At 62.6% G+C, this 13563-nt stretch carries 10 protein-coding genes; 1 reads left to right on the top strand and 9 read right to left on the bottom strand.

The genetic code is table 11. From position 1 onward, the window contains the following. Nucleotides 1–5 precede the first annotated feature (5 nt). From ACFSQT_RS19245 to melA, 4 genes are all read right to left on the bottom strand, one after another. Nucleotides 6–1145, bottom strand: coding sequence for an ABC transporter permease (locus tag ACFSQT_RS19245; RefSeq protein WP_379021057.1), 1140 nt, complete (start codon nucleotides 1143–1145; stop codon nucleotides 6–8). Further along, on the bottom strand, nucleotides 1146–2153 hold the full coding sequence (locus ACFSQT_RS19240; protein WP_379021055.1) for an ABC transporter permease: 1008 nt from the start codon (nucleotides 2151–2153) through the stop codon (nucleotides 1146–1148). Between the two features lie 113 nt (nucleotides 2154–2266). Further along, on the bottom strand, nucleotides 2267–4351 hold the full coding sequence (locus tag ACFSQT_RS19235; RefSeq protein WP_379021053.1) for an ABC transporter substrate-binding protein: 2085 nt from the start codon (nucleotides 4349–4351) through the stop codon (nucleotides 2267–2269). 113 nt (nucleotides 4352–4464) lie between these two features. Next, nucleotides 4465–5931: an alpha-glucosidase/alpha-galactosidase gene (melA, locus tag ACFSQT_RS19230; protein ID WP_379021051.1), complete on the bottom strand. Its 1467-nt coding sequence runs from the start codon at nucleotides 5929–5931 to the stop codon at nucleotides 4465–4467. 245 nt (nucleotides 5932–6176) lie between these two features. Here melA and ACFSQT_RS19225 point away from each other — a divergent pair, with 245 nt between their 5' ends. Further along, on the top strand, nucleotides 6177–7052 hold the full coding sequence (locus tag ACFSQT_RS19225; protein ID WP_379021049.1) for an AraC family transcriptional regulator: 876 nt from the start codon (nucleotides 6177–6179) through the stop codon (nucleotides 7050–7052). A 249-nt stretch (nucleotides 7053–7301) separates the two neighbouring features. On the opposite strand, the gene ACFSQT_RS19220 is transcribed toward ACFSQT_RS19225, so the two are convergent. The 5 genes from ACFSQT_RS19220 to ACFSQT_RS19200 form a co-directional block, all read right to left on the bottom strand. Continuing rightward, entirely contained in the window at nucleotides 7302–9329 is a 2028-nt protein-coding gene (locus tag ACFSQT_RS19220; protein ID WP_379021047.1) for an aldo/keto reductase, read from the bottom strand. Nucleotides 9330–9362: 33 nt separating this feature from the next. Continuing rightward, nucleotides 9363–10442, bottom strand: a complete 1080-nt coding sequence (locus ACFSQT_RS19215) for an ABC transporter ATP-binding protein (RefSeq protein WP_379021045.1) — start codon at nucleotides 10440–10442, stop codon at nucleotides 9363–9365. A gap of 8 nt (nucleotides 10443–10450) precedes the next feature. Further along, nucleotides 10451–11287 carry a carbohydrate ABC transporter permease gene (locus tag ACFSQT_RS19210; protein WP_379021043.1) on the bottom strand — a complete coding sequence of 279 codons (837 nt, stop codon included), beginning with the start codon at nucleotides 11285–11287 and terminating at the stop codon, nucleotides 10451–10453. Next, complete coding sequence (locus tag ACFSQT_RS19205; RefSeq protein ID WP_379021041.1) at nucleotides 11284–12144, bottom strand: carbohydrate ABC transporter permease; 861 nt, start codon at nucleotides 12142–12144, stop codon at nucleotides 11284–11286. Before ACFSQT_RS19205 ends, ACFSQT_RS19210 begins: the two co-directional genes overlap by 4 nt. 111 nt (nucleotides 12145–12255) lie before the next feature. Next, entirely contained in the window at nucleotides 12256–13527 is a 1272-nt protein-coding gene (locus tag ACFSQT_RS19200; RefSeq protein ID WP_379021039.1) for an extracellular solute-binding protein, read from the bottom strand. Nucleotides 13528–13563: the final 36 nt, after the last annotated feature.

The raw sequence follows: 13563 nt of genomic DNA, 5'->3' as shown, positions 1-13563 counted from the left end.
CCACCTCAATACGGATCGACGGCATCGCGCAGGCCGTCGCCCAGCGCGTTGAAGGCAAAAACGGTGGCGAGCACGAAACCGACCGGCGACAGGATCCAGGGATAAGTGCCGATGACGGAATAGGTCGCGGTGTCCTGCAGCATCAGGCCCCACGAGATCAGCGGCGGCTTGACCGCGAAGCCGAGGAACCCCAGGAAGGATTCAAGCAGCACCACCGTCGGGATCGCCAAGGTGACGGCGACGATCACGTGGCTCATCACATTGGGCAAGATGTGCTGCAGGATGATGCGCCGGTCGGTGGCGCCGACCGCCATGGCGGCGCGCACATATTCGATGCGCGCCAAAGCCAGCGTCTTGCCGCGCACTTCGCGCGACATCTGCGCCCAGCCCAGCGCCGACATGACGATGATGACGAAGGCGAGGAAGACGTTGGTCGGCGCAGTGACGGGGATCAGCGTCGTCAGCGCCAGATAGAGCGGCAGCTGCGGGAAGGCCAGCACCAGTTCGACGAAGCGCTGCATCCAGACGTCGAACCGGCCGCCGAAATAGCCGGAGACCATGCCGACGGTGGTGCCGATGACGGTGATGATGAAGACGACAGTCAGCGCGATCATCAGCGAGACCCGTGAGCCGTGGATGGCGCGCGACAGCACATCGCGGCCAAACTTGTCGGTGCCTAGGAAATGCACCGGCTGGCCGTCCGTCGAGGCAAAGAAATGCCGGTCCGCCGGGATCAGCCCGAAGAGCTTGTAGGGCGCGCCCTCGACGAAGAAGCCAAGCAGCCTCGGATGGTCGTAGTCGAGGCCGACGACGGGCTGGAAGGTGACCGGATCGAGGTCGGCCGAATCGGCCAGCGCATAGACCCGCGGCCGCGCGACGAAATTGCCGTCCTTGTCGTGGAAGGAAGGCAGTTGCGGCGGGGCGAAGCCGACATCGGTCGCCTTCGGATCCATCGGCGCCAGGAATTCGGCGAACACGGCCATCACCAGCAACAGCACGACGAGCCAAAGCCCTGCCATGCCGGTCCAGGAGCGCTTCAGCCGGCGCCAGACGAGCGCGATATAGCTCTCATTGCCGCGCGCCGGTTTGGCGACGATAGGTCCTTCGGCCGGCAGCGGTGCGGGTGATGGATCGCGGGCAAGCATCTAGCTCTCTCCGTATTGGCGGATGCGCGGGTCGAGCAGGACGAGCAGCATGTCGGCGATGATGTTGCCGACGATCAGCGTCGCCGACAGCACCATCATGAAGGTGGCGGTGACATAGACATCGCCGACCGCCATCGAACCGACGATCGCCGGGCCGACGGTCGGCAGCGCGAAGATGATCGCCGTCTCGATCTCGCCGGTGAGCATGTAGGGCAACACCACGCCCTGATACATGACGAGGGGATGCAGTGCATTGGGCACGGCATGGCGCATGACGACAGCGCTGCCGGTCAGACCCTTGGCTCTCGCCGTCTCGACATATTGGGCGTTGAGCGTATCCAGCAGATTGCCGCGCATGACGCGCATATTGTAGGCGAGGCCGCCGAAGGTGGCGATCGCCACGACCGGCCAGACATGCTTGACCAGGTCGACGAACTTCGCCCACGACCACGGCGCGCCGCCAAATTGCGGCGAGAAGAAGCTGCCGATCTCCGACACGTTGAACTGGAAGACGAGGAGATAGACGATGATCAGCGCCATCAGGAAGCGCGGCACGGTCATGCCGAGGAAGGAGATGGCCGACAGCGTCGAGTCGATCCAGGTGTATTGCCTTGTCGCCGCCCATATGCCGAAGGTGATGCCCAGCACCGAGGCCAGCAGATGGCAGACCAGCGCCAGGAGCAGCGTGCGCGGCAGGCGCTCGCCGACGACATCGGCCACCGGCTTGTTGTAGTAGAGGCTGTAGCCGAAATCGCCGCGGGTGATGATGCCGCCGATCCAATTGAGATACTGGACGGGCAGTGGCTTATCGAGGCCATGCTCGACGCGATAGGCATTGGCCTGGGCGTCGGCCTCGGCGAAGGAGGCTCCGCCCTGGTTGATCAGTTGCGAGCGGATGTAATCGGCATAGTCGCCCGGCGGCGCCTGGATGATGGCAAAGGTGACCAGGCTCAAAATGGCGAGGACCGGGATTGCCGACGCTATGCGCGTGAGCAGGAATCGCAGCATGGACGGTCCGTTTCCTTGTCTCGCCGGTCGTGCCCTTGGGTTGCGTCCGGAGTTTGGCTTTGTCCGGCCGCGCCAGCGGCGCGACCGGAGTTCTCTCAGTCAGGGAGGTAAACCTAATTCATCGGGCCCTTGTCTCCGGGTTTGCCGGGCAGTTCTTCAGGGAACAATTCGTATTTTGCCTGCTTGTCGGCCGCGACAAAGACCCGTTCGCGAACGATCGAATCCTCGGCCCAGTTGAACATGAAGATCGGCGTGCCCTGGGGAATGTTCGAGAAGCGCTTGTTGACGATCAGCGCGCCTGGATATTCCGTCAGGCCGATATTGTAGACGTGTTCGGTCGAGATCTTCTGGAACTCTTTCATCAGGCTGGCGCGTTTGTCGTTGTCCTCCGACGCGACGAACTTGTTGACGATCTCGACGAGGTCTTTTTCGAAAGGCATCAGGTCGACCTCGCCGCTTTCAGGCGCGCGATGGTTCCAACTGGTCTTCGGACCGACGGGCGCGAGCTGTTCGGTGTTCTGCACGACCGATGTCAGTTCCTGGTCGTTGCGCCGGATCAGCCAGTCGAAGCGGCCCGAATATTGCGAGGCATCGCGCTGGGTGCCGTTGAGGCCGTTCAGCACGACCCGCAGCCCAAGCTTTTCCATTTGCGCGACGACACCTTCGGCAAGGCTTTTGTCGGTGCCGTAGTCGTTGTTGACCAGCATCACGATCTCGACGTTCTTGCCGCCGGCGGTGCCGGCCGGGAAGTTCACGAAACCGTCGCCGTCGGTATCCTTGAGGCCAGCCCTGGCGAGTTCGGCCTTGGCGCCTGCGAGGTCGAACGGATAATAGACGGTCGACTTCCGGTCATAGAAGCTGGTGCCCGAGGAGAAGCCGCCGGGATAGATGGCGGTGAACGGCCCTTTGACGAGGGAATCGCCGAGCGCCTTGCGGTCGAGCGCCATGGTGACGGCCTTGCGGAAATCCTCATTGCGGTTCAGCTCGCGAACCGCCTGGCTGCGTTCGTCCGGGTTGCCCCAGCCATTGGCGGAAAAGTTCATGCGCAGATTGTAGCCGATGAGCCGCGGGCCGAAGGCCAGGCGTGCCGGCGCATTCGCCTCCGCCGCACGCTTCAGCGAGGCGACGAAGTTTTCCGGCTGCTCCAGATTGGAGAAGTCGGCCGCGCCGGCGACCGCCTGGACGTCGCGGTCGGCCCAGGTCGACAGCTTGTAGTGCAGTTCGTTGAGGTAGGGCAGCTGATTGCCCTTCTCGTCGACCTTCCAGTAGTAGGGATTGCGGCGCATGACGATGATGTCGTCCGGTCGGTATTCGACTGGCACCCAGGCGCCCATCACCGGCATGTTCATGAATTCCGGCGGGAAGGCATTCTTGAACTGGTCGTAGGTGTTCTTCGAATATTTCGGATGCTGCGGCTTCAGGATATGCGCGGGGCCGGGACAGAAGGTGCCGTAGGCCATCGCATAGAGGTACTGCTTCGGGAAGGCTTCCTTGAAGGTCCATTCGACGGTGTAGTCGTCGATCTTCTTCAGCGTCGTGCCGACACCAAAGGTTTCCGGCGTCGCGCCGTTCAATGGCGAGACGTTGGGATCAACGACCTCGTCGTCCCAGTAGAACATCACATCATCGGCGTTGAAGGCAACGCCGTCTGACCATTTTGCGCCTTCGACAAGATGCATGGTCAGCTTGTGGCCGTCCTTCGACCAGTCCCAGCTCCTGGCCAGGTTCGGCAGCGGTTCGGTGTCCTTGGCCTCGACCTGGAACAGCGGCGCGGTGCGCGTCAGGCATTCGGAAAGGCCGATATCGATGCCGCCCCAGCCCTGTGTCTGGCCGGCGCCATAGTTCCAGCCTTCCGGCCGGCCACCGATGACATGGCGCATCGTATCGCCATAGACGCCGATGCCGTCCTGCATGTTGGCCGTCTTGAAGACCAGCGGTTCTTTCGGCAGCCTGTCTTTCACCGGCGGCAGCTTGCCGGTCTTGACGTATTTCTCGGTGACCCAGTCGGGCTCGTGATATTCGGGCAGCGCCTTGAACTCCAGAATGGAGTCACGCGCCACATATTTGATCTTGCCCTCGGCGGGGAACGGTGTCGGCGCCGGCGGAACCGTCGGCTCGGAAGCGTATGCATTGAGTGCCGAAACCGAGACGCTCAGCGCCAGTCCGGCAGCAAGGCCGATATTGCGTAAATTCCTCACTGTCTCTCTCCCTCTTGTTTGTTCCGGAGCGTTCGCCCCGCTTCTCCTCGTATTCAAGCGGCTTCGTGGCGGTGGAACTGCCTCCCGCGGATCCACCATCACCACTTGAGGTTTCAGCCGGCCTGCTTCAGCGCGGCTTTTTCGGCGCGCAGCTCCTCGATCGAGCGCACACTTCGCCGCGCCGCGCCCGCCCATTCGCGGGTCTTCACCCCCGAAGTCGACAGCCGCTCCCTGGCGGCCGGAACCGCGTGGGCATATTGCGGCAGCCAGGCTGCCTGGGCGACGACCATTTCGTCGACCATCTGCCAGACCTCCTCCGGGGTTGAAACCGCGCCGACCAGCGGATCATGCAGCACGGCGAGCTTGAGCAGGTCGATATCGCCCGATATCGCGGCATGGACCGACATGCGCTGGACATTGATCGAGGCGATGCAGGTGGCGGCGCAGGCTTCCGGCAACGTGATGCCGGCGGCCATGTTGATGCCGAAACGATCGACGAAACCGGGCGACTCGATGATGGCGTCCTGCGGCAGGTTGGTGATCACGCCATTGTTCCTGACGTTGAAATGGCCGCGATAGACGCGGTTGGTCTCCAGCGCCTCCAATATGTGGCTGGCATGCTCGTTGGAGCGTTTTTCCGGGTCGATCGGCTTGGACGCCGCTTCGAGGAACTGCGGATATTCCGTTTCGAACCAGTTGCGGGTTTCGGTCGAGTAGCGGAGATAGCCGCCCGTCTCACCGTGGATCCAGTCGGACATGTCGATCCAGCGCGTGATCTCGTCGGGGCGCTTGCGGTACCAGGGCAGGTATTCGGAGAGATGGCCGTTGCTTTCAGTCGAATAGACGCCGAAGCGTTTCAAGACATCGATGCGCAGCTTCTCCTGCCTGGAATAGACCGGGTGCGCCTCGAAGGCGGCGACCAGCTCGTCCTTGCCGATCTCGCGGCCGTTGAGGCGCAGATCGATGAACCAGGTCTGGTGGTTGATGCCGGAACAGACGTAGTCGAGTTCCTGCCTGGACTTCGCGCCCAGCACCTCGGCGATCTGCTCGGCGCCGTGCTGGACGCCGTGGCACAGCCCGACGGTGTCGACCTTGCCGTATTCGATCGCCGCCCAGGTGTTCATCGCCATCGGGTTGGCGTAGTTCAGGAATTTGGCGTTCGTCTCGGCGACCTCGCGTATGTCCTTGCAGAAATCCAGGATCACCGGAATGTTGCGCTGGCCATAGAGAATGCCGCCAGCGCAGATCGTGTCGCCGACGCATTGGTCGATGCCGTATTTCAGGGGAATCCTGATATCGTCGGCATAGGCTTCGAGGCCCCCGACCCGCACGCAGCTGATGACATAGCGCGCGCCTTCGAGGGCCTTGCGGCGGTCGGTGGTCGCAGTCACCCTGGTCGGCAGTCCGTTTGCCTCGACGATCCTGTCGAGGATCGCCTTGATCATCTCAAGATTGTGCGCGCTGACGTCGGTCAGCGCGAATTCGATGTCTTTGAATTCGGGCACGCACAGAATGTCGGTGAACAGCTTCTTGGTGAAACCGACGCTGCCGGCACCGATGATAGCGATTTTGAAACTCATCAGCCGGACCTCATCTCATTCGAATGGTAGGCAAGGAATGACAAGGGAAGGCTTAGCCACATGCCATAACATGTGTGCAGGACAAGCCGGAATCCAGCCTGCCATCCTCCCTGTCCGCTCCTTGACTGCGGATCTTTCTCGCTTTTCGAAGGGGATTATGCGCTTATTCGCGAGCACGACCAGAGAAGGATTGTGCTTTCAAGGGTAATTTTGTGCTGCACGATTTGATAGCCAACGGACAGTCCATGCGCACGATCTCGCTGCCGCGCGGCCGCCAGCGCCTGCACGCCATGCCGACGAGCACGGGCTATGAAGTGCGCGAGGACGAGATCTACGACTGGGACGGGCGCAAGCGCGGCCAGACACCGTTCACCGTGCTCCAGCACACGATCAGCGGGACCGGGCGGCTGCGTTACGAGAACCGCAACTACCGCCTGCAGAAGAACGACACATTGCTGGTGCTGGTGCCGCACAACCACCGCTACTGGCTGGCCAAGGATGAGCGTTGGGAATTTTTCTGGATTTCGATGAACGGCGATGAGGCGCTGCGCATCCACAAATCCATACTCGGCACTTCGGGCCCGGTGTTTCGGCTGCAGCCGGCGACGATCGATCACCTTGCCGATTGCAGCCTGCGCCTCATCAAGGGGGCCGCTTCGCCGGGCGCTGCTTCCGCCGTCGCCTATGAAGCCGCGATGGCGCTCTATGACGATGTCTTCGGCTCACATGCCTTTGCCGAAAAACAGAGCGCCATGCAGCCGGTCATCGATCACATCAGTGCCAATCTCGATGGGCCGCTGCCGGTGGCGGACCTCGTCCAGATCAGCGGCCTCAGCCGGGCCCATTTCTCGCGTTGCTTCGCCGAGAGCGAAGGCCTGCCGCCCGCCGAGTTCGTGCTGCAGCAGCGCCTGCAGCGCGCGGCCAAGCTGCTGACCAAGGCGGATTTCCTGCCGGTGAAGGAAGTCGCCATCCTGTGCGGCTTCGAGGACGCAAATTATTTTTCGAAGGTGTTCCGCCGCTGCTACGGCATCACCCCCAGCCAATTCCGCACCACCGGCATGTATGCCAGCATGCGAACCCCGGCCAGACGCGGCGCCAGGGTGCCGGACGACGAGACCTGACGTCGCCTTTTGGGATCCTTGTTTGTGCATGTCGACCCAAAGCACTGCTTGCTTCGAGCGACATGCACCCGTTTCATGCATGTCTCTGCGCACTTTTGGGGCGAGATGCACTTGTTTTCATGCATGTCGTTGTCCCAAAACCGCTGCGCACCCTCGGGTCAAGCCCGTGGGCATGCTTTTGGGCGACATGCATCTCGTTTCATGCATGTCGTTGTCCCAAAACCGCTGCGCACTTTTGGGCGACATGCATCAGGCAGCGTGCAGCCTGCCGCCGTCCAGCCACTCGAGATCGGCCGGCGAAAGCGTGATGTCGAGGGCAAGCAGGCTATCGTCCAACTCGCCCAGCGTGCGTGGCCCGATCAGCGGAATGGATGGGAAGGGCTGGTTGAGCACATAGGCCAGCGCAATATGGATCGGGCTCTTGCCCAGCCTCGCGGCAAGTTCGATCGCCCGGTCGCGGCGGCCGAAATTCCGCTCCGAGTACCAGACCCGCACCAGTTCCTCATTGTCGTGCCTGTCTCGCCCGGCGCGATCGGTGAAGAAGCCGCGCCCCTGGCTCGACCAGGCGAAATTCGGCATCTGGCGGGACGTCAGCCAGGCCTTCCACGCATCGGTCGAGGACGTCACGCAGCCAGCCCAGATCGGCTCCAGCATTTCGGCCAGCGAGAAGTTGTTGGACAGCGCGCCGGGCTTCTGCTTGCCGGTGCGTTCGGCATAGGCAATAGCCTCGTCCATGCGCTCCATCGTCCAGTTCGAGCCGCCGAACGGGCCACGGATGCGGCCAGCCTTGACCTCACGATCCATCGCATCGACGAATTCGCCGACGGGCACATCCGGATTGTCGCGGTGCATGAAGTAGACATCGACATGATCGGTCTGCAGGCGATCGAGCGACTGGGCAAGCTGCTTGCCGATCACATCGGGATAGCAGAGCGGCGAATGAGCGCCCTTGCCGATGACCACCGATTGCGCACGCACGCCACGGTTCTTCAACCACTCGCCAAGCAGAGTCTCGGTGTAACCGCCGCCGTAGACATAGCCGGTGTCGAAGAGATTGCCGCCGGCCTCGAAAAAGGCATCGAGCAGGATCGAGCCCGAGGAAAAGGTGCGGAAATCCTCGAAGCCGAGCGCCACCACCGACGCCGGCTTCGACAGACCCGGAATGGTGCGTTTGCCGATCGCCGTTCCGCCGGATCGCAAAGGCCGCCCGGAGATGGTGCTGGTGCGCTGCGGGGCCTTTTCGATCCCGTATTCCAGGCCCGCCGCCGCCCGCCATCTGTCAAGGACGCGCAAGGTGCCGAGACTGTCCGCCCAGCCCATGCCAGGCCAGGCGAATTCCTGGCGTCCGGCGAGGATGGCCTCGCCGGCGGCGTCGACCTCGAAGGAGTAGACATGGCGCTTCTCGTTGACGCTGATGGTCTCGCGCGAGCCATCGGACCCGATCACGTCGATCTTGCCAAGGCCGACGTCACGGTTGCCGCCGGCGAACCAGAAGTCCGGCACCTCGATGCGGCCCCTGGTGCCGAAGATTCGGAGCACATTGTCCTGGTTGAGCGAGATGCTGCAGGAAACTTCGGCAATGATGCCGCCCGGGAAATGCAGCAGCGCCGAGGCCCATTCGTCGACGCCTGACTGGCCAAGATGGGCGGCACCAACGACCTTGTCCGGCTCGGCGAAGGGGAGGCCTGCCGCCGCCCCGGCAATCAGCCGCACCATGGAGACCGGATAGCCGCCGACATCCAGAATGCCGCCGCCGGCAAGATCGTTGGCATAGAGGCGGTGCTCCGGCATGAAGCCCGGCATGGCAAAGCCGAAACTCGACTTGATCATCCTGATGTCGCCGATGACGCCCGATCTGATCAGTTCCACCAGCTTAAGCGTCTGCGGGTGCAGTCGGTACATGAAGGCTTCGCCGAGAAAGGTGCCGGCCTTGCGCGCGGCATGGATCATGGCGTCGGCCTCGAAGGCGGTCAGCGCAAGCGGTTTTTCGCAAAGCACATGCTTTCCAGCTTCCGCCGCCCTGATCGCCCATTGCGCATGGCCAGGGTGCGGTATCGAAATGTAGACGGCATCGATGTCGGGATCGGCGAGCAAGGCATCGTAGCCGTCGAGGATGCGGGCGCCGGGAAAGCTCTCGGCGAGGCCTGGCTTGGCGGGATTGCGCGCGCCGATGGCAACCAGCTTGCCGGTGCGCGAAGCGGCCGCGCCGCCGGCAAAGGCCTGGGCGATGCTGCCCGGGCCGAGAATGCCCCAGCGAATGGGCGTGGATGAAGTCATTGTCATTCTCCTTGAAGGCTGGAGGGCGGCCGATCAGCGCAGCCGCAGTCCTCTTTCGTCGAACAGGTAGGATTTGCGGATGGAAACGGTGATCTCGGACGCATCGGGAACCTTTGCCGCGTCGCGCTGGATCACCACGTCTTCACCATGCGCCGTCCTGGCATAGAGAAAACTTGTGCCGCCCAGGTGCTCGACCACGTCGATGCGAACCACAAGGTCGGTGTCGCCCTCTCCGGCACCGCCGAAATGTTCGGGACGCACGCCGACGATGACCTTGCTTCCTGCTTCGGGCGCAGCGCCCGTCAGCGGTTGCGCGATACGGGTCTTCTCCTGACCCGCAAGCTCGACCACGACACCATGTGCATCGCGCCCGACAATGCGGCCGTTGATGAAGTTCATCTTCGGCGAGCCGACAAAGCCGGCCACGAACTGATTGTCGGGATCGTCATAAAGATCGAGCGGCCGGCCGATCTGCTCGATATGGCCGGCGCGCATCACGACGATCCTGTCGGCGAGTGTCATCGCCTCGGTCTGGTCGTGCGTGACATAGATCATGGTGGTGCCCAGTTCCTTGTGCAGGCGCGATATCTCGACCCGCATCTGCACCCTGAGCTCAGCGTCGAGATTGCTCAGCGGCTCGTCGAACAGGAACACCTGCGGTTCGCGCACGATGGCGCGGCCAATGGCGACGCGCTGGCGCTGGCCGCCCGACAATTGCCTGGGACGCCGCTTCATCAGTTCGTTTATGCGCAGGATTTCGGCCGCTCGATTGACGCGCCGGTCGGTGTCGGCCGTCGGATTGCCGGTCATCCTGAGCCCAAAACTCAGATTCTGCTCGACGCTCATGTGCGGATAGAGTGCGTAGGACTGGAAGACCATGGCGATGCCGCGGTCGGCCGGCTCGATATCGTTGACGAGCTTGCCGCCGATGGCGATCTCGCCGCCGCTGATGTCCTCGAGCCCGGCGATCATCCTGAGCAGCGTGGACTTGCCGCAGCCGGAGGGGCCGACGAAGACGACGAACTCGCCGTCCTTGATGTCGATGTTGGCGCCATGGACGACCTCGAAGACGCCGAAGCGCTTGACGACATTGTTGAGCGTGACCGTTGCCATGCTGCCCCTTACTTGATCGCGCCGGCGGCGATGCCGGCGATGAAATGGCGCTGCAGGAGGACGAAGACGATGAGCATCGGCACCGTCAGCATCACCGCGCCCGCCATGATGCCGCCCCACGACACCTTGGTGAGGCCGATCAGCGTGCCGAGCGCCACCGGCGCCGTCATCGAACCGGGCTGGCTGTTGATCAGAAGCGGCCACAGGTAATTGTTCCAGGAGGCGAGGAACAGGATGATGGCGAGCGCCGCCAGCATCGGCCGCGCCAAGGGCAGCGCGATGAAGAGGAAGATGCGCCATTCCTTCACCCCCTCGACGCGCGCCGCATCGAAGAGGTCGTCCGGCATCATCGAGAAGCTCTGCCGCATGAACAGCACGCCGAGCGAATTGAACAGCGGCGGCACGATCAGCGCCACCCAGGTGTTGGCGAGCTTGAAGTCGCGCGCCACCATGATGAATTGCGGGATGAGCACTACTGCATAAGGCAGCGTGATGGTGCCGAGGATGATGGCGACGACCACGCCCTTGCCGAAGAACCGGTAGCGGGCCAGCGCCCAGCCGGCCATCGACGTCAGCAGCACCGACAGGAAAGTGTAGGTCACCGCCACCGAGACCGAAATGCCGATGGCGCCGACGAAGTCGGTGTCACGCTGCAGATTGTTGAAATTGTCCATGAAGTTGCCGTGTGGCAAAAGCTCGATGCCGGGGCTGAAGATGCCGTTGTCCGGCATGGTCGAGAACACCACCATCATCCACAGCGGAAACAGCCAGATCAGCGCCAGCGGCGTCAGGACCAGATGCAGCGCGACGCTGCGTCCCAGTCTGGCGGAGGAGCGCGAACTCATTTCGGTTCCCTCGTCAGCCAAAGCTGCACCAGCGTGATCGCAATCGCCAGCCCGGCCATGGTGTAGGCAACGGCCGACGCGTAGCCGAAGTTGAGCGACCGAAAACCCTGGCGGTAAAGCAAAAGGCCAAGCGTCTCGGTGCCGCCGCCCGGTCCGCCGCGCTCGGTGATCAGGAAGGGCTCGGTGAACAGCTGCATGGTGCCGATGATCGACAGCACGAGGCAGAAGACGATGACCGGCTTCAAGAGCGGCAAGGTGATGAAGAAGAACTGCTTGAGCTTGCTGACGCGGTCGAGCGTCGCCGCTTCGTAGACGTCTTCGGGGATGGACTGCATGCCGGCGAGCAGGATGATGGCGTTGTAACCGGCCCAGCGCCAGGTGACCGCGATGATGATCAGTGCCATCGCCGGCGTGACGTTGGAGAACCAGTCGACGCTGGGCAGGCCGACGCTGTTCAAGAGCTTGTTGATGATGCCGAAATTGAGGTTGAACATCAGCCGGAAGACCGCCGAATAGGCGACTTCGCCGACCACGACCGGGGCGAAGAAAGCGAAGCGGTACAGGCCGCGCGCCTTGAGCAGCGGCGAGTTCAACAGCACCGCCATCACGATCGCCAACGTGATCATCACCGGCACCTGGATGACAAGGATGAGCAGTGTGTTCTTCAGGGCGTTGAAGAAGGCGGGGTCGCCTATCAATCGGCCCCAGTTGAAGGCAGGCGCGAACCGCCACGGCACGGTGCGCGTCGCCTGGAAGGAGATCATGAAGGAATCGATGATCGGCCATACCCAGAAGATTGCAAAGATCAGCAGGTAGGGCGCGAGGAAGCGATACGCCGTGGCGTTCTGATAGCGCATTGTTGCCTCCTTTCCGCGTTCAAGGGGTGGCGCGCGCCTTGCTGAAACGCGCGGCGCGTTCGGGAATGGTCCCGGGCGGCATCAATGCAGCCCGGGACCATCTCGTCCAGATCAAGATTTGACGGGCAATCCGGTCGCCGCGGCGATCTGGCTTGCGGCATCGTCGAGCGCTGCCTTGGCGTCGGGGTAGCCACCGGCCAGGTATTTGGTCTGCACGGCGCGGACGATGATTTCGGCGTCGCTCTGGAACTGCGTGCCGCGGCTCGGAACAACCTTGGGCAAGGTGCCGAGGATGTCCTTCCACACCGCCTGGCCGCCCCAATAGGGCAGGCCTTGCGCGACATAGGGGTCATTGAGCGCCGACACCAGCGAGGGCACCAGGCCGAACTCCTTCAGCATGGTGATCTGGCCTTCGTTCGTTCCGAGCGTGTATTTCAAGTAGGCGTAGGCGGCCTCCTTGTTCTTGGACACCGATGTGATGGCCAGCGAGGAGCCGCCGAGATTGGCGGCGCGCGGCCCGTCGGCGGTGAGGCTCGGCATCAGATAGACGCCCCATTTGCCGTTTTCACCGGCCGATTCGGTACGAATGGTGCCTTCATACCAGCCGCCATAGATCTGGGTGGCGACCGTGCCGGCGGTGTTGTTGGTGATCTTGGTGCCCCAGTCGGCCGACGAGATGATGCCGGCGTCCTTCATCTCCTTGACCTTGGTCATGGCGTCGACGCATTTGGGCTGGTTGACCGTGATCGACTGTCCATCGGCGGAGAAATAGGCGCAGCCCTGTTCGTTGGAAATCATGCGGAAGAATTCGCTGTCGCCATTGAAATCGGCATTGGTCATCGAGACGCCCGGGTTGGCGGCCTGGATCTTCTTGCCGGCGGCGATGAAATCGTCCCAGGTCTTGATCGATGCCGGATCGACGCCGGCCTTTTCGTAGAAGTCGCGGCGATAGAACGCGGCGACCGGACCCGAATCCCACGGCATCGCATAGGCCTTGTCGCCGACTTCGAGCTCGGTGCGTTTGAAGTCGGGGAATGCCGCCTGGTCTTGCGCCGTGTAGCCCAGCGTATGCAGGTCGACGAAGCAGTCGGGGAACTGACTCCAGTAATTCTCGGCCTCGCCGTTCTCGATGGTGACGATGTCAGGCAGGCCGACGCCGCCGGCGGCGCAGCCGGCGATCGACTTGTCGTAGGTCGGCTGGTTGCCGAGATCCTGGACCGTCACCTTGACGTCGGGAAATTGCTTGTTGAAGCCGGCGATTGTCGCCTTCAGCGATGAAGCCGCGACATTCCAGCTCCAGATCGTGATTTCGCCCGATTGCGCGAAAGCCGGGGCAGAGCCCAGGGCAAGCGCGAGCGCGGCGCAGGTCATTGTGATGCGCATTGAATTCCTCCCATTCCATTTGCTCTCTCACTGTGA

Origin of the sequence: Mesorhizobium calcicola, assembly GCF_042682105.1 — a bacterium.
Lineage (GTDB): Bacteria > Pseudomonadota > Alphaproteobacteria > Rhizobiales > Rhizobiaceae > Mesorhizobium > Mesorhizobium calcicola.
Note: the sequence above shows the minus strand (reverse complement) of the source record. Positions and strands in the feature narration are given on the sequence as shown.